Origin of the sequence: Sphingomonas sp. LH128, from assembly GCF_000293195.2 — a bacterium.
GTDB classification, from domain to species: Bacteria; Pseudomonadota; Alphaproteobacteria; order Sphingomonadales; family Sphingomonadaceae; genus Novosphingobium; species Novosphingobium resinovorum_A.
In genome coordinates this window covers 46,565-65,821 of record NZ_ALVC01000285.1, presented here as the reverse complement: position 1 = coordinate 65,821, position 19,257 = coordinate 46,565, and the positions used below count along the sequence as shown (strand labels likewise).

The following is a 19,257-nucleotide window of genomic DNA, read 5'->3' as shown; positions in this document are numbered from 1 at the left end:
GTCGATCAGCCTTTCTTGCGCTTGAGCGCGCGCAAGTCGAAGGCGCGGCCCTCATCGACGATGGCACGGCCGAGCTTGCGGATCTCGCCGCGCTGCAGCTTTTGCGAACTGGTGGTGGGAAGCGATTCCACGAAAGCCAGATAGCCCGGAATCTTGAAATACTGCAGCGTCTGCAGGCACGAACCGGCGATTTCCGTCGCCAGCGCCTCGTCGCCGTCGCCTTCGATCAGTGCCAGCACCTCCTCGCCGCGGATCTCGTCGGGGACCGGGGTGACGGCGCAATGCGCGACCGCCGGGTGTCGCATCAGCGCGCCCTCGACTTCGACCGAGGCGATGTTCTCGCCCGAGCGGCGCACGATGTTCTTGCTGCGATCGACGAAGAACAGGCTGCCCTGCGCATCCGCGCGCACGATGTCGCCGGTGTGGAACCAGCCGCCTTCCCATGCGGCCTCGGTGGCAGCGGGATCGTCGTGGTAGCGGGTGAAGAACCAGCGGCGCGGATCGTTGCCGCGGGCGCGCACCAGCAGTTCGCCGGGGGTGCCGACGGGAACGTCCTGCCCTTCCTCGTCGACGAGGCGCACTTCGATGTCGTCACCCGCCTTTCCGAAGCAGCGCTGGCCGACGTGACGGGGTTCGTGGCTGGCGGTGATCCACGCCCCCGCGCCGGTCTCGCTCATCGCCCAGGCTTCGATCAGCGGGAAGCCGTAGCGCTCCTCGAACACCGCGTGGTGGCGCGGATCGACACCGGCGCCGAAGGCGAAGCGGATCGCGTGGCCTGCCCACGCCTCGGGCGCGTCGTCGCGCTGGAGCAGGATCGCGGGCATTACGCCAAGGTAATGCACGATCGTCGCGCCGCTTTCGCGCACGGTGCGCCACCAGGTCGAGGCGTGGAAGCGGTCGAGCTGGATCAGGCAGCCGCCGCTGGTCATCGCCGCCATGAACGAGCACGCCAGCGCGTTCATGTGCGTAACCGGCAGCGGCGTCAGGATACGCTCCTCGCCCGGGCGAAAGGTGCAATAACCGCCCAGTTGCGTGTAGTAGGCGCCGATGCGGGTGAAGTAGGCGTTCGACAGCACGCAACCCTTGGGGGTGCCGGTAGTGCCCGAGGTGAAGATCATCGCCGCCTCGCTGCCGGCATCGGCCGGGCCGGGAAGGGCGGGGCGGCCTGGCGGTGGCAGCGTGTCTTCCTCCGCCTCGACGACCGGCACCGTTTGTGCCGCCAGAGCGGCGAGGCGATCTCGATGATGCGGCAGGCACACCAGCATGTCGAGCTTGGCCAGCATCAGGACTTGCGCGAGTTCGCCGTCGCTCATTCCCGAATTGATCGGCGCGATGCCGGAGCCCAGCGCATTGAGAGCAAGGAAGTGCAGGAAGAAATCGGGATGGTTGTCGAGCGCCAGCCCGACGCGGTGGCCATGGCCCAGGCCCGCCCGGGCGTAGCGGTCCCGCAGGCCGGCGACCCGCACCATTGCCTCAGCGTATGTGAACGAGACTGCGGCATTACCGGCCATTGCCTCGGCCGGAGCATGGAGGAAAGGGCGGCCGGCCCAGGTGTCCGCGCTCTGTGCGAAGGCCGCATGGAGTGTGCCGGGGCTTGTGTCGATCTGCATCGGTGCAGGTATCTGGATCATTCATTGTCTCGCGATTCTGGCGATGTCTGGCGGCGCTATGTCGGACCATGTCGGAAGCAATTGCTTTGCAAGCATTGCTAAATGGAATTCATTTCATACTTAAAATTAGTAGGCAAACGGCCCTGGCTTTAATGCGGTCATCCCATGAAGGCGCGACCTTGCGTGGATTCTATGCTCGTCGCGGCGATGAATGCCTCGCGTGCGCGTACCACGAACTGCAGCGTCGCATCCTGTACCAGCAGGGCGTCCTTGCGATCGAATCCGTCGAGCATCCGGGTCAGCAGGTCGAGTACGACGTGCTGCGTTGCGGCGTCGAAGATCGTTGCCCGGCGAACGATCTGGACATGGTCGACGAAGCGGCTGATCGAGGTGGCAAGCCTGCGGTTGGGAACCGCGTCGAGCCAGATCTGCCGGAACCGGTCATTCGCGATCATCATGTTGCCGAGCCTGACTTCCGCGACGGCGCGCCGCGCTTCGGCGAGCGCCTCGCGCAAGGCGACAAGGGCTTCCGGGGCGAGCGTGCGGCAGGCTGAAGCTGCGGCGCGGGGTTCCAGCAGCATGCGCACCTCGAAGATTTCCTCGATATCCTCGTAAGTCAGCCGCGGCAGCACGAAGCCGCGCGTGGTTCCCACCAGGTAGCCTTCGTGGACGAGGCGCAGCAGGGCTTGCCGCACGGGCATGCGCGACAGGTTGAATTCGGCCGCGAGCTTGGAATCGACGATTCTTTCTTCGGGCTCGATCGCACCGCTTTTGATCCGCGCCAGCACGGTGGTGTATACTTCCGAATCCGCGCTATTCAGCAGTGTGCCGGTTTGTGCGGGTGCTTCCTGTTTCATCTTCGTCGTATTCTCCACAACGAGATTCAGAATACACTTTTGAAGTCTCGTGGCAAGGACTGGTTGTCATGGATGCGGGGCGTGCGAAAGCGGTAGCGGCTTCAGGAAGTGGAAGAGATACCGTTTTTTCGTGAACCTGCGCGTTCATCCTCGGTCCATCCCATTATCCCGGCATCGGGATAAAGATCCGGGCAGCGCCGGACGTCAGCTACGTTCGTATAGCGCTTGCGATGGTACTGGCGGGGCAAAGCAGCTTGCGCCAGCAATTCAGCCATGATTGGGAAACTATCCCGCAGCGTCTTTTTCTTGGATGCAAGCGATTGGATTCCCGTCTGTAATTTTTGATTGCCAGCGGGGCACCACATCGGTCGCCAGATTGACACCTCCGACATTTGCTTCGACGAGCGCCCCGCAAATGCGAGTCAGTCGCATTACCAATACGGGGGTTTCAACATGTCCGCAGCAGTCCATCGCCGATCCAGCCAGCGTGCCCGCCATTTGGCGCAGGCCAGTCTCGCCATCGTTTCATGTCTTATCGCTCAGGCCGCCCATGCCGACGAGGCGGGCGCCGAGGCCGGATCGCCGATCGTCGTCACCGCCGCCGGTTATGCGCAGGACATCGTCGAGGCTCCGGCCAGTATCACTGTGATCGACCGGGCTGACCTGCAGGACAAGCGCTTCGGCAACCTGGCGGAAGCGCTGCAGGACGTTCCCGGCGTCGATGTCGGCGGCGAGGCGGGCAAGACCGGCGGCCTCAACATCTCCATCCGCGGCATGCCCAGCGACTATACGCTGGTGCTGATCGACGGCCGCCGCCAGAACGCGCCGGGCGGCGTGACGCCCAACGGTTTCGGCGAGACGTCCACCAGCTTCCTGCCGCCCTATTCCGCGATCGACCGGATCGAAGTGGTGCGCGGGCCGATGTCCACGCTCTACGGGTCGGACGCGATGGGCGGCGTCGTCAACATCATCACCCGCAAGGTCGGCAACCGCTGGGTCGGCACCGCCACCGCCGAGACGACGATCCAGGAGGACCAGCGCTTCGGCAACATCCAGTCGATCAACGGCTTTGCGCAAGGGCCGGTGGTCAAGGACCTGGTCGGCCTGACCCTGCGCGGCAGTGTGTTCCACCGCGAGGGATCGAGCATCGAGATTCCCGGTGATCCGGCACTGACGCTGGGCCGCAACCCGGTGCGCTCGGACATCTACACGTACGGCGGCCGTCTGAGCTTCACGCCGCACGCCGACCACGATCTGTGGGTGGAATTCGACCGCAACGAGCAGACTTACGACAACACCGAAGGCCAGCTCGGCACGCTGGGTTCGGGCGGCTATGCGCCAAGGCAGCAGTTCAACCGCACCAATTACGTCGTTGCGCATAGCTGGCGCATGGGCGACTTCGGCCAGCTCGACACCACCCTGACCCGCAACGACACCGAGACGATCGGCCGCCTGATCCCCAACGGCACGCCCGGCGCCACCCCGGGCAGCGCCCGCAACCTCGAGGCGCGCAACGACATCATCGACAGCCGCTTCGCCGGACGCGCCGGACCGCTCGCCTTCACCGTCGGGGGGCAGTACTGGAAGGCCCGGATGATCGACGGCGTCGCGCCCGCTCCGTTCAAGTTCACCCAGTGGGCGGGCTTTGCCGAGGCGACCCTCACCGTCGTCGATGGCTTCAACGTGACTGGCGGCGTGCGTTATGACGACCACTCGACATTCGGGAACAAGTGGTCGCCGCGCGCTTACGCGGTGTGGAACGTCACCGATGCGCTGACCGTCAAAGGCGGCGTCAGCCGGGGCTTCAAGACCCCGCGCGTCGAGCAGATCGCCAGCGGCATCATTGGCTTCGGCAGCCAGGGCCGCGTGCCGCTGATCGGCACGCCGGGCCTGACGCCGGAGACGAGCACGACTTACGAAGCAGGCATCTACTTCGACGACAAGGGCTTCTTCAGCGGCAACGTCACGCTGTTCAACAACGACTTCGACGACAAGATCGCCACCGGGCCGGGCATTCCCAACTGTACTTTCTCGACCAACCTGAACCGTCCGGGCTGCCTCGACGTCGGCAACTTCCCGAATGTCGATCTTTTCAGCCAGTCGATCAACATCGACAAGGCCCGCACCCGCGGCGTCGAAGTGGCGAGCCGCTTCGCGTTCACGCAGGCGGTCTCGCTCACGGTGAACTACACCTATACCGAGACCGAGCAGCTCAGCGGTTCGGAAAAGGGCCTGCCGCTGGTCGGCATGCCCAAGCACATGCTCAACGGCAACTTGCGCTGGAAGGTGAGCGACGTGGCCAGCCTCTGGGCGCGGGGTGAGATTCGTTCCAGCCGTTATCGCGGCAGCAATGCGCAGCAGGCGGCGGTGGGCGACTTCCGCAGCTATGAAGTGTTCCACCTTGGCGGCTCGTACCAGATCGCGCCCGCATTCCGCCTCGCCGCCACGGTCTATAACGTGCTGAACACCGACTATGCGGTCTACGTGCCGTATGACAGCGGCACCGCCACGGCCTTTACACCCGCTTATTCGATCAACCAGGAGGGGCGCAGGTTGTGGCTTTCCACGGCCGTGGACTTCTGATCCTGCGGATCCGTTCGTAAAGCGCCCGAGCGGTGTCGCCGACATGGCTCGGGCGCTTACGCGCCGGGACGTTCCGGCTGTGAAGCCAGTCAGGCGCGCCCGGCAGGTCCGACAAATCGCATGCCTTTCGCCGTGATCCATCTGGATTTCTCGCGGGCTTGCGGGCAAGCCTTCCGCCCGGCGACCAGCATCATTGCTCGTTGAAAAAGAGAGCGGAATGAAACATGCGAAAGCGGGCGATCCGGCCCAGCCCGGAGCGGACACTGCCGCCAGGCGCTACGGCAAGGGTTCGGCGATGCGGGAGAAGATTCTCGCGGATACCGTGCGGCGCTACTGCTCGGATGCCGCGGCGCCGGTCAGCCTTCGCGCCTTGAGCCGCGAGCTTGGCATCGAAGCGGCGCATGTCCTCTATTACTTCGGAACGTTCGAGCACCTGCTCGAATGCGTGCTCAACCGGTGGGACGAGGAGGCGGCCGGCATCGCTGTCCCCGGCGATGGTGCGCTGGCGGTTCTGAGCCGCTATGTCGCCTCGGTCCGCCGCAACCTGACCGCGCCAGGGGTCGTACGCCTTTATTTCCAGTTCGCTTCCGACGCTCTGGAGCCGGGGCACCCGGCCCATGCCTACTTCACGGCGCGGTTCGAGGGCATCCGGCGCGAACTGTGCGATGCGCTCAAGCGAGGGCAGCAGGCAGGTGTCATCGCACCGCACGTCGATGCTGACTATGCTGCGCAGTCGCTGATCGCCCTGTCGGACGGATTGCAGTTTCAGGCGCTGCTCGGCGGGGCTGTGGATGCCGCAGAGCACCTTGATCGGGCCGTGAGGCAACTTCTCGTGCGACCCGGCCACGATCAGTCGGCTGCGGCCGAAATTCATCGAACGAAACTGTGACCGGCTGTCGCCGCGATGACAAAATTGTGCCGAGGTTTTAAATTTTTAACACTGCATAAAATTAATGACAGGGCGACCGATGGGCTTGTTTCACTAGGGTGCACCCGTCTTTAGGTCTATTTATAGTATTCCGTAAATTCCAGTTTGTTGAAAAATTCTTCTTAGTTTTTTGCGATAATCGATAATATCTTTGGGATTTTTACAAAAATATGATTTTGTAAAAATCGTTTCGAAATATATCCGCCAGACGAATACGCGTCTCAAAGGACTGCTAATTTATTTATCACTGACGCAGTTTATTTCCATCACGGAATCGGACGGGTGCGTCATGTCGCGGCGAAGCATATTATCGTTTTGTATGGTGCCCATACTGGTGGGCATTTCGGTGCCTTCGCCGGAAGCCGCTACTGTGCCCGCCAGCTTGCGCGTGGATGGCGGCGCCATCGCCCAGGCACCGGCCCGTGCCGATGGTGTCCGGGTCTACAAGGGCATCCCTTATGCCGCCGCGCCCATCGGCGAACGGCGCTGGGAGCCTCCCGCTGCGGTTGTCCCATGGCAGGGCGTGCGCAGCACCGATACGTTCGGCGCCGACTGCATGCAGGCGGTGAACGAGAACAGCCCGGCCGAGCGGCCGCGCTCCGAAGACTGTCTTTTCCTCAATGTCTGGGCGCCGGCCAAATCGGGGCGCCACCCGGTATTCGTGTGGATCCATGGTGGCGGATCGCGGGTCGGTTCCGGGGCACAACCGACGTTCGATGGCTCCGCCTTCGCGCGCAAGGGGATCGTCGTGGTGACGATCAACTACCGCCTCGGGCCGCTGGGCTTCCTGTCCACTCCGGAACTGAGCGCGCGGAGTGGCTACGATGCCTCGGGCAACTACGGCTTCATGGACGTGATCGCCGCGCTCGGGTGGGTCCGGCGCAACATCGGCCGCTTCGGCGGCGAGCCGGGCCGGGTCACCATCGGCGGGGAGTCCTCGGGTTCGGTGACCACCAGCGTCATGATGGCTTCGCCGCTTGCGAAGGGGCTGTTCGCGCAGGCAATCGGCGAAAGCGGCTCATCGCTGCGCCGCGCGGAGCCCGCCAGCATGGGCGCCACGACCCTGGCGTTCGAGGAAAAGCGCGGCACCGCGCTGATGCAGGACCTGGGGGCGAGCGATCTTGCCGCGCTGCGCCGGGTACCTGCCGAGCGCGTCCTTGCCAGCGCCGCAAGGCTCGCCAACGGCCAGTTCTACAATCTGCCGGTGGTCGACGGGCACCTGCTACCCGATGCCCCCTGGCGCATCTTCGCCTCGGGAAAATTCAACGACGTGCCGCTGCTGGCGGGCTGGAACGCGGATGAAGGTTCGCTGACGCTGCTTGGTCCGAAGCGCAGCTTCGCGCAGATGCTGCAGGCGACCTACGGCGCCGAGGCGGGCGCAGTCGCACGCCTCTATCCGCATGCACCCGGCGACGACCAGGCAGCTCTGGTCGCGGCAGCAGGGCATCACAACATCGCCTACCCAACCTGGCTCTGGGCTTATGCCGCGGCGCGTTTCGGTCGCGGCCCGGTCTACCTTTACGAGTTCGACCACGCACCGCCCGTGCCGGAGGGAACCTTCGGCACCGGTTTCGACGTGCGCCTTGCCGGCGCATACCACGGTGCCGAGATACCCTATGTGTTCGATACGCTCGAGGCGCAGCAGGGTTGGCGCATCGCCGAGGCCGATCGCGCCGTCGCGCGGCAGATGAATGCCTGGTGGGCGGCGTTCATAAGCACGGGCGCTCCGGGCGGCGAAGGGGCGGCACACTGGCCGCGCTATGTCCCCGGGGAGGCGGCGAGGCGCATGCAGGTTACCGAGCATCCATGGGCTGTGCCAGACCCGGACCGGACGCGGTTCGACGGGCTGATGAAGGTTCACGCGGCGATCGATCCGCCGCTGCCGGGGCCGCCCGCGCCGCGCCGCTGATTACTGAATAACACAAGCAGAAGCCAACGTTGCGAGCACCTCTTCGGGGGAGGGTGGCGCTCGTCCATGACAAATCCAGAGTGAGGACAACGACCATGAAGTTGAGGGATTTCATCAAGCACGACGCTGCGCGGGTATCGATCGTCGCATTGACGGTTTCGGGGGCCATCGCGGGGTCGGCGCCCGCGTTCGCGCAGGAAGCAGCGAGTCCGCCCGCGCAGCAGGAACCCGCGAGCGGCGAGATCTTCGTCACCGCGCGCAAGAGCGCCGAGAGCATTCTCGAGACGCCGATCGCGGTCTCCGCGTTGACCGGCGAGGACATCCGCGCACGCGGCATCGTCTCGGTGCAGGACATCGCCGCCTATACACCCGGCATGAAGGTCGTGAACAACGGCGCGGGCCGCAACGACCGTTCGTTCCAGCAGATCATCATCCGCGGCTTCACCCCGCCCAATGCCGTCGCCCAGACCGCCTCGGTGTTCATCGACGGCGTGCCGGTCAGTTCGGCCACGGCGATCAACAACATCACCAATCCCGAGCGCGTCGAAGTGCTCAAGGGACCGCAGGCCGCCTACTTCGGTCGCCAGACGTTCGCCGGCGCGGTCAACGTCGTGAGCAAGGCACCCAGCGACCACTGGACCGGCACCGTCGATGCGATGATCGGCACGCGCAACAGCTACGACGTCATGGGCGAAGTGAGCGGCCCACTGGTCGATGACCTGCTCGGCATCCGCGCCACCGTGCGCAAGTACGCCAAGGACGGTTCCTACGAGAACGCCGGGGTCCCGGGACAGACGCTGGGCGACCAGAAGACCCGCACCGGCACCCTGGCCCTCACTTTCACGCCCGCCTCGAACCTGACGGTCAAGGGCTTCGGCATGATCACCTACAACGACGACGGCCCCAGCGCGCAGGGTCTGATCGGCGCATACCAGGCGACCGACGACAATGGCCGGGTGATCGTGCAGGACCAGTCGAACTGCAGCTTCAACGTCACCAATTCCAGCGGGGTCACCCGCACCAACCGCTATATCTGCGGCACGGCGCCCAAGCTGGTGAACTCGCCCTCGGCGAACACCACCAACGACGCCTTCATCAAGAATTTTCTCGCCAATCCGAAAGGCCGTCTGATCTCGCCGGAAGACGGCGTGCAGGGCTATGGTCTGCGCAGCCGCTTCTACCACCTGCATGCCTCGGTGGACTGGGAAGTGGCCGACGGTGTGACGCTCAGCTCGCTGACCGGCATGAACAAGGAGCGCAACAGCGAACTGGCCGACCTGGACAACTACTACAGCGTCGGACAGGCCAACATCTTCGGCTCGGCCGGATCGCGCAGCTACTTCGATTTCCCGTTCCTGGTGGAGCGCAGGCAGAGCGACTGGTCGCAGGAATTCCGGGCGCGCTACGACACCGACCGCTTCAAGGGCACCGTCGGCGTCAGCTACCTCGACGCGCGCTACCAGAACGCCAATGGCGGCGGCAACAACGCGCTGGGCATCTCCACCTTCTCGGCCGTCTTCGGACAGTCGCGCAACCAGACCCTGGGCGCATTCTTCGGCCTCAGCTACGACCTGACCGACAAGCTGACCATCAGCGTCGACGGGCGCTACCAGATCGACAAGCTCTATGCCTATGCTCCGCCGGGCGGCCTGACCGTCACGACCGACGCTTTCGCCCCCGCCGGCTTCTATGCCGAGGGCCAGACTCTGGCCCATAAGAACTACCGCAATTTCATCCCGCGCGGCATCGTCCAGTATCAGTTCGATCCCGACACGATGTTCTACGCCTCCTACGCCAAGGGCATCAATCCGGCGGGCTTCAACACCCAGTTCCTGACCGGCACGCCGTCGGTCCAGCAGACGGCGGCGGCATCGGGCCTTGCCATCGAAGTCGATCCGGAGAAGCTGGACAACTACGAGATCGGGCTGAAGGGGCGCCTGCTGGGCAACAGCGTGCGCTACACGCTGGCGGCCTACAGGGCGACCTGGAAGAACCAGATCAACTCGGCGGACGTGGTGTTCTTCGATGCGCAGACCAACACGCCGCAGGTGATCACCGCATTGCGTAACGCGGGCAAGGTCATCATGACCGGGTTCGAGGCTGAAGTCTTCGCCGACGTGACCGACAACCTGTCCATCACCGCCAGCGGCGCGATCAACGCCAGTTCGATCCGCAGCCTGACCGCGCCGTCTTCGACTGCGCTGACCGGCATTACCGACTTCCGGGGCAACGAGAACCCGCTGACCTCGAAGTATTCGGCGGCGGTCAGCGTCAGCTACAGCCATCCGATCCCCGTCGCGGACGGTGCCAAGGCGTTTATTCGCGGTGACCTCAGCTACAAGTCAGGCGTTTACTCGGATGCGTCGAACGTGCTCAAGTCGCCCGACCTGACCCTGGTGAACATGCGCACGGGCATCGAGACCGGCAAGGTCAACGTCGAGGTCTTCGTGAACAACGTGTTCAATACGCACGCCTATACCAGCGTTGCGTTGGGCACTCTGTTCACCAACGACTTCCGCTATACCGGCACCAACACGGCCGCGATCGTCGGCCTGCCGGACCTGCGCACGGCTGGCCTGCGTATCCGCTACAGCTACTGAAAATGACGTCGGCGTCAGGCCCTCCCTGACGTCGGCGCCATGGTGGAGGCTGCCGTTGCCGGTGCGGCCTCCACCACCTTTTGTCGCCGGCCTTTGTTGTCGGGGCATCATCGATGGCGGGTGTGGATGGATGGTGTTAGAGGCCGCCGCCCCATCAAAGCAGGAATTCAATTCGATGATTCAGCCCGGCGCGACGTTCAAGGACAATCTGCAGAAGCTCCCGCCGATCGATGGGCTGGAGCGCATCGACCTTGTCGCGGTCGATGGAACGGTGGTCGCCAGCATCGAAAACCAGCCCGGCAAGCAGGGGTCGCTCGCCGTGTATCAGCACCTGAAGCAGTGCTTCCCCGCCCTTGACGCCGCAGCGGCCGAGCATGGCCTGGGCGTGTTTGCCGAGCACACGGCCGATGCCCGCAACCGTCCCGGCGCCCATCCCAATATCGACCGCCTGCTGGACATTGCCGCCGGTGGCAGCCCGCTCTCCATCGAGATCATTCCCCAGTCGTAAGGCTGAGGGCGCTTGGACGAACGGCCATGGTGACCGCCGAAATGCCTGAAATACGGCTGTGAACATGGGGTGGCAGCTCGGAGGAGCTGCTGCCCCATGTTCGCGTAATATCATGTGAAACCACCCGAATTCGGGAGTTCTGACTGGAAAAGCGTTGCGCTCATCGCAACGAACCTCACGGATTGGCTGCATTGAAGGGCAACCGCGCTCGTGTGACGTTTCTGTCATCCGGCGATGCGGGGACACTTGCTGTCGCGCCGGTTAAAGCACAATCGGGTTGAAAGGGGTTCCATGAAGATCGAGACGAACGCAGCGCTGAGGCTTTTCGTAACCGGCATGATGGCCGGCACCGCGCTGTGCGCCGTGCCTGCACTCGCGCAGGACGCGGCGACGGCCGCTGAGGGCACCGGCGGCGACATCGTCGTCACCGCTTCCAAGCGTACGTCCTCGACCGTTCAGGATACCCCGATCGCCGTGCAGGCGCTGGGCGGCGACGCGCTGAAAGACAAGGGTGCGGTCGATTTCGCGGACTTCTACCACGCGATTCCGGCCCTGTCGGTTCAGGACGAAGGCCCCGGCGACAAGCGCTACGTCATTCGCGGCGTCAACTCGGCCGGTGCCAGCACCGTGGGCATGTACCTCGACGAAACCGTGATCACCGGCGAGAACGCGCAGGACGGCGGCGGCCAGGCCCCCGACATCAAGCTGTTCGACATCGACCGCGTCGAAGTGCTCAAGGGCCCGCAGGGCACCACCTTCGGCGCCAGCTCGATGGCGGGCACGATCCGCTACATCACCAAGAAGGCCGATCCCGACGGCGGCGTGAACGGCTACGTCCAGTCGGCCCTGCGCGCCACCAAGGGCGCATCGCTGGGCATGCAGACCGACGGCGCCGTCAACCTGCCGGTCATCCCCGGCGTCCTCGCGGTGCGCGCCTCGGGCTTCTATGCCGACCTGCCGGGCTGGATCGACAACCGCTTCCAGAAGGGCGCCAACGCCGAAAAGAGCAAGGCCGGTCGCCTGACCGCCCGCCTGCAGGCAACGCCCGACCTGACCGTCGACCTCACCGCGATGTACCAGGACGTCCATCAGGACGCGAAGAACTTCTACAACAAGCTGGATTACGACGGCAACGTGCTGCCCTCGAACTATCAGGCCGACGAAGTGCGCGCGCCCTACAGCGACAAGAGCGAAATCTACAACGCGACCGTCAACTACAAGCAGCCCTTCGGCACGTTCACCGGCACCGTCTCGCGCTTCGTGCGTGACACCAGCTTCGTGCGCGACGCCTCGCTGGCGGCGCAGGCGTTCCTTGGCCTGCCGCACGACACCACCGGCCGCAGCGCTCTGAAGCAGGACAAGCACCGCCGGGTGGACAGCGGCGAACTGCGCTTCGCTTCGGACTTCGACGGTCCGTTCCAGATCCTCGTCGGCGGCTTCTTCCAGAACGAGAACCGCTTCTTCAACAGCTCGTGGCCCAAGGCCGACGTCAACGGCAACCTGCCTGCCGATGCCGACATGCTGCTCGACCGCACCGTCGATACCCGCATCAAGGAACGCGCGCTGTTCGGCGAACTCAGCTACGAGATCGTGCCGGACCTGACCTTCACCGCAGGCGGCCGCCTGTTCGACTTCAAGCTTGAGCAGCAGTCGGTCGCCAACGTCGCGTTCGGCGGCGGCACCGGTGCGGGCGCCGGTCCGGTGCTTCACACCAAGGACAACGGTCTGATCGGCCGCTTCAACCTGGCGTACAAGCTGAGCGATCAGGTCAACACGTACGTGCAGGTCGCGCAGGGCTACCGCTCGGGCGGCACCAACGACCAGACCGCCGCCGCCATCGCCAACGTCGTCATCCCCGACGGCTACGGTTCGGACTCGCTGTGGTCCTACGAGTGGGGCGTGAAGACCACGCTGCTTGATCGCAAGCTGTTCCTGAACGGCGCGGTCTATTACATCGACTGGTCGGATATCCAGGTCTCGCAGCAAGCGACCGACGGCACCGTGTCGTTCGGCTACACCGGCAATGGCGGCAAGGCCGAGGTCAAGGGCATCGAAATGACGCTCGATGCGCGCCCGATCCCGGGCCTGCAGATCAACCTGTCGGGCAACTACAACACCGCCAAGCTGGCGCAGGACAACCCCGTTGCCGGCACCGGCAACAAGGGCGACCGCATCCCCTACGTGCCGGAATTCACCGGCTCGGGCAGCGTCAACTACACGACCTTCGTGGACGCACTGGGCGTGGACGCTTCCTTCGGTGCGGACGTGAGCTATCAGGGTTCGATGGCGACCAAGTTCAACCCGACCATCGACAACTACCAGCCGCTCGACTCCTACTGGCTGGTCGGCATGCACGCCGGCATCAGCAAGGGTCCGTGGCAGGTGAACCTCAACGTCACCAACCTGTTCAACGACCAGACCACGATCAACTACAACGAGATCGTCCCGGGCGTGTACCCGCTGGGCTACTACATGAACCGTCCGCGCACGGTCAGCCTGTCGGGAATGGTGAAGTTCTGATCATGACTGTTGCTTCCAAGTTCGTCCTCGGGTCGCACCAGGTGGCAAATGTATCCCGGAGAGCCTTGCTCTCCGGGATCGCGTTTTGTGCCGTGGCGGCCGTTCCCGCTTTCGCAGCCGAGGCGCAGCAGCCCTGGCTGGACGCCGCCCGCACGCCTGAACAGCGGGCCGAGCTGGTGGTTGCGGCGATGACGGACGACGAGAAGCTCAAGCTCCTTCAGGGCGATACCGAGCTTGATGCCAACGGCACCGGCGTCAACGCCTGCGTCGGCCACATCAGCGGCATCGCCCGCCTCGGCCTGCCGCGCCTGTGCATGGGCGACGGCCCGGCAGGCGTCGGCAACGGCATGAAGGGCGTGACGCAGTTCCCCGCACCCGTCATGGGCGCGGCGACCTTCGACCGCGATCTGATGAACGCCTACGGCAAGGCGCTGGGCGCCGAGCACGCGGGCAAGGGGCGCAACGTGGTGCTCGCCCCCACCATCAACATCATCCGCACCCCCAAGTGGGGCCGCCTCGCCGAGACGCTGAGCGAAGACCCCTACCTGACCGCGCAGCTGGGCACCGCGATCACCGGCGGCATCCAGTCGCTCGGCCTCATCGCCACCCCCAAGCACTTCGCGGCGAACAATCAGGAATGGCTGCGTCTGGGCGATGGCCCCGCCTACGAGGCGGTGGACGCCATCGTCCCCGAGCGCGCGCTTCGCGAAATCTACTACCCCGGCTTCGAGGCTGTGGTGAAGCAGGGCAAGGCCGGCTCGATCATGTGCGCGTACAACCGCGTCAACGGGCACTACGCCTGCGAGAACCCCGGCACGCTGGGCAATCTCAAGCGCTGGGGCTTCGACGGGTTCGTCGTTGCCGACTGGTACTTCGCCCACCGCTCCACCGCGCCCTCGGTGAAGGCGGGGCTGGACATTTCCATGCCCGGCGGCGTCAGCCCCTTCGGGTTCGCCGAGTTCTACGGCGTCAAGGAACTGAAAGCCGCCCGCGCGAGAGGCGCCATCACACAAGCTGACATCGACGGCATGGTGAAGCGCATCGTCACCCCGATGTTCCGCCTCGGGCTCGTCGATCATCCCATCGCGGCGGCCGACGCCAATGCCAACGTGCGCGATCCGGCGCACCTCGTCCTGTCGGAAAAGATCGCCGAGGAAGGCACCGTCCTCCTGCGCAACGAGCGCGGCGTTCTGCCCCTGAAGGCCAAGACGATCGCCGTGATCGGCGACGATGCGGGCGCGAACGTCCAGACGTCCGAACGCTACGGCGGCTTCGTGAAGACCGAGGACGTCGGCACGCTCAAGGCCCCGGTCGATGCGATCAAGGCGGCGCTCGGCGACAAGGCGAGCGTGACATATGCGCGCGGCACCCTTGGCATCGCGCCGCTGCCCGCCATGCCGGCCTCGGCCTTCGAGGGCCTGACGGCGCGCTACTACGCCTCGCCCGACTGGAAGGGCGAGCCGCTCGTCACCCGCAAGGAAGCGTCGATCGACTACGCCGAGGCTGGTCCCAAGGCGGGCGTGCAGGGCTTGCCCTCGCTGTGGTCGGCGCGCTGGACGGCGGGCTTCGTGCCGCCGAAGACCGGCACTTATCGCTTCTCGCTCAACGGCGGCGGCGAGATCGCGCTGCTGATCGACGGCAAGCGCGTGGTCTACGTGCCCAAGCAGAGCTTCCGCCTTGCCACGCACGGCACCGTCTGGCTGGAAGCGGGCAAGCGCGTGGCGCTGCAGCTCGACTATTCCAACGCGCCGACGCTCTCGGCCAACGAGCTGCGCCTTGGCTGGCAGGCGCCGGATCGGGCGCTGATAGATGAGGCCGTCGCCGCCGCGAAGAAAGCGGAAGTGGCGGTGGTCTTCGTCGCCGATCACGTTTCCGAAGGCGCGGATCGCACCGACCTCAAGCTCCCCGGCGATCAGGACGCGCTGGTCGAGGCCGTCGCGGCGGCCAACCCCAACACCGTCGTCGTGCTCCACACCGTCGGCCCGGTGCTGATGCCGTGGCGCGACAAGGTCGCGGGCATCCTCGCCGCCTGGTATCCGGGAGAGCAGGCGGCGGACTCCATCGCGGCGCTGCTGACCGGCAAGGCCAACCCCTCGGGTAAGTTGCCGGTGACGTTCCCGGCGGACGAAGTGAATGGCCCGGCCGACCAGCCCGCCCGCTACCCCGGCATCGGCACCACCGCGCGCTATGACGAGGGCATCCTTGTCGGCTACCGCTGGTACGACGCCAAGGGCATCGCGCCGCTCTATCCGTTCGGCCACGGCCTGTCCTACACCAGCTTCGCCTACAGCGGCCTCAAGCTGTCGAAGTCGGACGTTGGTTGGTCGGTGCGCGCCACCGTGCGCAACACCGGCAAGGTCGCGGGCGACGAAGTGGCGCAGCTCTACGTTTCGATGCCCGCTGCCGCCAACGAACCGCCGCGCCAGCTCAAGGGCTTCGCGCGCGTCTCGCTGCAGCCGGGCAAGTCGACCACCGTCGAGTTCCCGCTGGACCGCCGCGCCTTGTCCTACTGGGACGAGACCGCGCACGACTGGCAACTGGCCAAGGGCAGCTACCGCGTTCAGATTGGCTCCAGTTCGCGCGATCTGCCGCTTGCCAAGGACTTCGATCCCGCGCGCTGAGCGGCTATGCGTCGTCCCGGACTTGATCCGGGACCGCTGGCGGTCTTTAGATGCGTGTTCGCGACGGGGACTTCGACAAGCTCAGCCTGAGCGGGATGTGGATGGATGCTCCATCCCCGCTCAGGCTGAGCTTGTCGAAGCCCCGCGCGTTAATGATAGGCGTGCCGGTCACGGCCAGCGGTCCCGGATCAAGTCCGGGACGACGAAGAGGAGCACCCCTTGTCCGAAGCCGGAATGCGATACCTGCTGGAAGCGCTCAGCGCCGGATCGATGCGCGCGGCGGGGGATCGGCTCAATGTCGCGCCGTCCTCGATCAGCCGCCAGATCGCGCAGCTGGAAAGCCAGTACGGCCTCGCCCTGATCGAGAAGGGGCGGCGCGGCGTGCGCCTGACCCATGCGGGCGAGATCGTCATCGCCCACTACCGCAACCAGTTGGCTGACCGCGAGGCGCTGCGTGCCAAGCTGGAGGAACTGCGCTCGGTCCGCACGGGCCAAGTGACCGCAGCCATCGGCGACGGCTTCGCGGGGCAGAGCTTCACCTCGATCGTCAGTCAGTTCTCGCAAGCGAACCCGCTGATCCGGCTGGAGATCCTCACCGGTTCCACCACCGAGATTCTGCGCATGATCGCGGATGACGAGGCGCATTTCGGCCTCGTCTTCTCGACCCCGAACGACATGAAGATCCACGTCCGCTCGGTGATCGCGCAGCCGCTGATGGCGATCATGCTCCCTGACAACCCGCTGGCCGCACAGCCGAGCGTCACCATCGCGCAGCTGGCGCAAGTGCCGCTGGTGCTGCCGCCCGCGCATTTCCGCATCCGCCAGATCCTGAGCGCGGCGGAGGCCAATTCGAAGACCTATTTCCAGCCCGCGATCACCTCGAACTCGATCCACGTCATGCAGGACATGGTGCGCGCGGGGATCGCCGTTGCCATCCTGCCGCAGATTTCGGTGTGGTCCGAACTGACCGAAGGCGCGATGGTCAGCGTGCCGATTGCCGACGACAGCATCGAGGAAACCACCACCAGCCTCGTCCTGCGCTCCGGCCGCCAGTTGGAAGGCGCGCCGCTGCGCCTGCTCAAGCGGATCGAGGCGCAGTTGCGGCAGTGGAACCGGCCGGTGGGGCGGGAACGGTGATGTCAGGTTACCTTCGGATCGTCATTGCGAGCGCAGCGAAGCAATCCAGGGCAGTATGAGGCCGCCTTGGATTGCTTCGCTACGCTCGCAATGACGAGATGGGTGGAAGGTAATCATACGGGTCGGCGTTTCGTTTTTCGCAACGTTTCGAGCATTGATTCGTCATTGAATGCAACGTTGACGGCGTCCACGCTGCTCATTGCAACATCCGAGAGCACTGATGACTGACCCAACCGACAACCCCGAAGACACCGGCCTGTCGCGCGCCGACCTGCTGCTGTTGCTGCCGTTCGTGTGGCAACTGGGCTTCGCGTCATGGGCCAACGGCGTCGAGTGGGCACCGCTGGGCCTGCCGTTCGGGATGGTCTGGCAGATGGCGGGCATCCTCTTCGCCACCGCCGTTCTGGGCCTCTGCTTCATGCTGGACGCGCGCAACAGGGAGGGCGGAGCATGATCCTCTCGCTCATCCTGCTGATCGTGTGCGGCACTGTCGCCGGATCGATGCTCTACGGTCGCCGCAAGCAGAAGCGCGCGCAGACCATGGAGGAATGGGCGCTTGGTGGTCGCAAGCTGGGCACGCTGGTGTTCTGGTTCCTCAATGCCGGTGAGATCTACACGACCTTCGCCGTGCTCGGCATCTCGGGCTTTGCCTGGGCTTATGGCGCGCCGGCTTATCTGGCGTTCTGCTCGGTCTCGCTCTCGGCGGCGCTGGGCTACTGGCTGACGCCGATGATCCATGCCTATGGGCGGCGCCACGGCCTCGTCACGCAGGCGGACTTCTTCGCGCACCGTTATCAGGCTCGCTGGCTGGGCATCTGCGTCGCAGCGGCGGGGCTGATCGCGCTGGTGGTCTACGTCCAGATCCAGGTCACCGCGCTGACCTTGGTGGTGCGCCTTGCCGCAGGGCCGTGGGTGAGCCAGGGCGCGGCGGCGGGCTTCTCGGTCGTGCTGATGCTGCTCTTCGTGTTTCTCGCGGGCCTGCGCTCAGCCGCCTTTGCCGCGGGCGTGAAGGACGTGCTGATGCTGATCGTGGTCATCGTGCTGGCCTGGACCGTCGCGAGCGTGGTGGGCGAGGCCTCGGTGCTCGACGTCTTCCGCACCGTTGGCGAGCGTTTTCCCGACGCCACCCGCTTCCCCGGCCTCAAGCCCGAACTCGGCCTCGACGTGACCTGGCTGGTGACCTCGGCGATCAACGTGGCGCTGGGGACGTACATCTTCCCGCACATGTTCCAGCTGTGCTACTCGGCCGACAGCGGCACGACGATCCGGCGCAATGCGGTGTTCCAGCCGATCTACTCCCTCTCGTATTTCTTCATCATCCTGCTCGGCTTCGCGGCGCTGCTGGCCGGGACCAAGGCCCCCGGCGGCGACCCCAATGCGCTGCTGCTGGCCTTCGTGGAGCAGCGCTATCCGGCGTGGATGCTCGGCGTGCTGGCGGGGACGGCCTCGCTGCTGGCGCTTGTGCCCGGCTCGGTGCTGCTGCTGACCTGCGGGTCGATCTTCGGCCGCAACATCGTGCGCCCGCTGGTTCCGACCATAGACGACCGCACCGAACTGCTCGTCTCGCGCCTCGCGATGGTCGTGTTCGCCGCGATCGCGCTTTACCTGACTTTGGGCGCGAGCGGTTCGCTGGTCGAGATCGGGCTGTCCGCTTATGCCGCGATCGGCATGCTGGCGCCGGGCGTCTACTGCGCCTTCCTGCTGCGCCGCACTAGCGCCGCCGCCGTCCTGTGCGGATTGCTGACGGGTTACGCGGTGCTCTGGGTGCCCGCGTTGTCGAGCCTTGCCGCAGGGTGGTTCCCGCATTGGGAGGTCGGCCTCGTCGCGCTGATCGCCAATGCCGTGGTCACCGTGGGCCTGTCTCTGGCCAGCCCGCGCAAGGTGCTCGTCGCCCAACCCGCCTGATGGCAGGCGACTGAGGCGAAAGACAACGCCGCGTCCGGTCTCGACCGGGCGCGGCGTCTTCGTGTCCGGGCCATGTCCG

The 19,257-nt window shown here is 65.2% G+C and carries 13 protein-coding genes; 10 read left to right on the top strand and 3 right to left on the bottom strand.

Translation table 11 applies throughout. The annotated features are described in order from the left end of the window. Positions 1–5 precede the first annotated feature (5 nt). The 3 genes from LH128_RS21130 to LH128_RS33645 all read right to left on the bottom strand — a co-directional run bounded on the left by LH128_RS21130 (position 6) and on the right by LH128_RS33645 (position 2,742). A complete protein-coding gene (locus LH128_RS21130; protein WP_008831722.1) occupies positions 6–1,610 on the bottom strand; it encodes an AMP-binding protein in 1,605 nt (534 codons plus the stop codon). 158 nt (positions 1,611–1,768) lie between these two features. Further along, positions 1,769–2,467, bottom strand: a complete 699-nt coding sequence (locus LH128_RS31525) for a GntR family transcriptional regulator (protein ID WP_008831721.1) — start codon at positions 2,465–2,467, stop codon at positions 1,769–1,771. Positions 2,468–2,568: 101 nt separating this feature from the next. Then, positions 2,569–2,742 carry a hypothetical protein gene (locus tag LH128_RS33645; protein ID WP_155986433.1) on the bottom strand — a complete coding sequence of 58 codons (174 nt, stop codon included), beginning with the start codon at positions 2,740–2,742 and terminating at the stop codon, positions 2,569–2,571. 178 nt (positions 2,743–2,920) lie between these two features. Between LH128_RS33645 and LH128_RS21120 the strand changes: the two genes are divergently transcribed. The 10 genes from LH128_RS21120 to LH128_RS21075 all read left to right on the top strand — a co-directional run bounded on the left by LH128_RS21120 (position 2,921) and on the right by LH128_RS21075 (position 19,178). Continuing rightward, positions 2,921–5,050 (top strand): TonB-dependent receptor domain-containing protein, encoded by a 2,130-nt coding sequence (locus tag LH128_RS21120; RefSeq protein ID WP_037520645.1) that lies wholly within the window; start codon positions 2,921–2,923, stop codon positions 5,048–5,050. A 217-nt stretch (positions 5,051–5,267) separates the two neighbouring features. Beyond that, on the top strand, positions 5,268–5,939 hold the full coding sequence (locus LH128_RS31520; RefSeq protein WP_008831719.1) for a TetR/AcrR family transcriptional regulator: 672 nt from the start codon (positions 5,268–5,270) through the stop codon (positions 5,937–5,939). A gap of 358 nt (positions 5,940–6,297) precedes the next feature. Next, positions 6,298–7,887 carry a carboxylesterase/lipase family protein gene (locus LH128_RS21110; protein ID WP_008831718.1) on the top strand — a complete coding sequence of 530 codons (1,590 nt, stop codon included), beginning with the start codon at positions 6,298–6,300 and terminating at the stop codon, positions 7,885–7,887. Positions 7,888–7,982: 95 nt separating this feature from the next. Continuing rightward, on the top strand, positions 7,983–10,487 hold the full coding sequence (locus LH128_RS21105; RefSeq protein WP_008831717.1) for a TonB-dependent receptor: 2,505 nt from the start codon (positions 7,983–7,985) through the stop codon (positions 10,485–10,487). A 175-nt stretch (positions 10,488–10,662) separates the two neighbouring features. Further along, the gene (locus LH128_RS21100) at positions 10,663–10,995 is read left to right on the top strand and encodes a DUF2322 family protein (protein ID WP_008831716.1); all 333 of its coding nucleotides are present in this window, start codon (positions 10,663–10,665) and stop codon (positions 10,993–10,995) included. A 291-nt stretch (positions 10,996–11,286) separates the two neighbouring features. Then, positions 11,287–13,515: a TonB-dependent receptor gene (locus LH128_RS21095; protein WP_008831715.1), complete on the top strand. Its 2,229-nt coding sequence runs from the start codon at positions 11,287–11,289 to the stop codon at positions 13,513–13,515. Positions 13,516–13,607: 92 nt separating this feature from the next. Next, entirely contained in the window at positions 13,608–16,136 is a 2,529-nt protein-coding gene (locus LH128_RS21090) for a glycoside hydrolase family 3 protein (RefSeq protein ID WP_008831714.1), read from the top strand. Between the two features lie 219 nt (positions 16,137–16,355). Continuing rightward, positions 16,356–17,273, top strand: a complete 918-nt coding sequence (locus tag LH128_RS21085) for a LysR family transcriptional regulator (RefSeq protein ID WP_155986432.1) — start codon at positions 16,356–16,358, stop codon at positions 17,271–17,273. 220 nt (positions 17,274–17,493) lie between these two features. After that, complete coding sequence (locus LH128_RS21080) at positions 17,494–17,727, top strand: DUF3311 domain-containing protein (protein ID WP_008831712.1); 234 nt, start codon at positions 17,494–17,496, stop codon at positions 17,725–17,727. Next, positions 17,724–19,178, top strand: a complete 1,455-nt coding sequence (locus tag LH128_RS21075) for a sodium:solute symporter family protein (RefSeq protein WP_008831711.1) — start codon at positions 17,724–17,726, stop codon at positions 19,176–19,178. The genes LH128_RS21080 and LH128_RS21075 overlap by 4 nt, the downstream gene beginning before the upstream one ends. Positions 19,179–19,257: the final 79 nt, after the last annotated feature.

Excerpts from the sequence above, each read along its gene's own strand:
- LH128_RS21130 (WP_008831722.1), bottom strand. The coding sequence starts at position 1,610 with ATGCAGATCGACACAAGCCCCGGCACACTCCATGCGGCCTTCGCACAG.
- LH128_RS31525 (WP_008831721.1), bottom strand. The coding sequence starts at position 2,467 with ATGAAACAGGAAGCACCCGCACAAACCGGCACACTGCTGAATAGCGCG.
- LH128_RS33645 (WP_155986433.1), bottom strand. The coding sequence starts at position 2,742 with ATGGCTGAATTGCTGGCGCAAGCTGCTTTGCCCCGCCAGTACCATCGC.
- LH128_RS21120 (WP_037520645.1), top strand. The coding sequence starts at position 2,921 with ATGTCCGCAGCAGTCCATCGCCGATCCAGCCAGCGTGCCCGCCATTTG.
- LH128_RS31520 (WP_008831719.1), top strand. The coding sequence starts at position 5,268 with ATGAAACATGCGAAAGCGGGCGATCCGGCCCAGCCCGGAGCGGACACT.
- LH128_RS21110 (WP_008831718.1), top strand. The coding sequence starts at position 6,298 with ATGGTGCCCATACTGGTGGGCATTTCGGTGCCTTCGCCGGAAGCCGCT.
- LH128_RS21105 (WP_008831717.1), top strand. The coding sequence starts at position 7,983 with ATGAAGTTGAGGGATTTCATCAAGCACGACGCTGCGCGGGTATCGATC.
- LH128_RS21100 (WP_008831716.1), top strand. The coding sequence starts at position 10,663 with ATGATTCAGCCCGGCGCGACGTTCAAGGACAATCTGCAGAAGCTCCCG.
- LH128_RS21095 (WP_008831715.1), top strand. The coding sequence starts at position 11,287 with ATGAAGATCGAGACGAACGCAGCGCTGAGGCTTTTCGTAACCGGCATG.
- LH128_RS21080 (WP_008831712.1), top strand. The coding sequence starts at position 17,494 with ATGACTGACCCAACCGACAACCCCGAAGACACCGGCCTGTCGCGCGCC.
- LH128_RS21075 (WP_008831711.1), top strand. The coding sequence starts at position 17,724 with ATGATCCTCTCGCTCATCCTGCTGATCGTGTGCGGCACTGTCGCCGGA.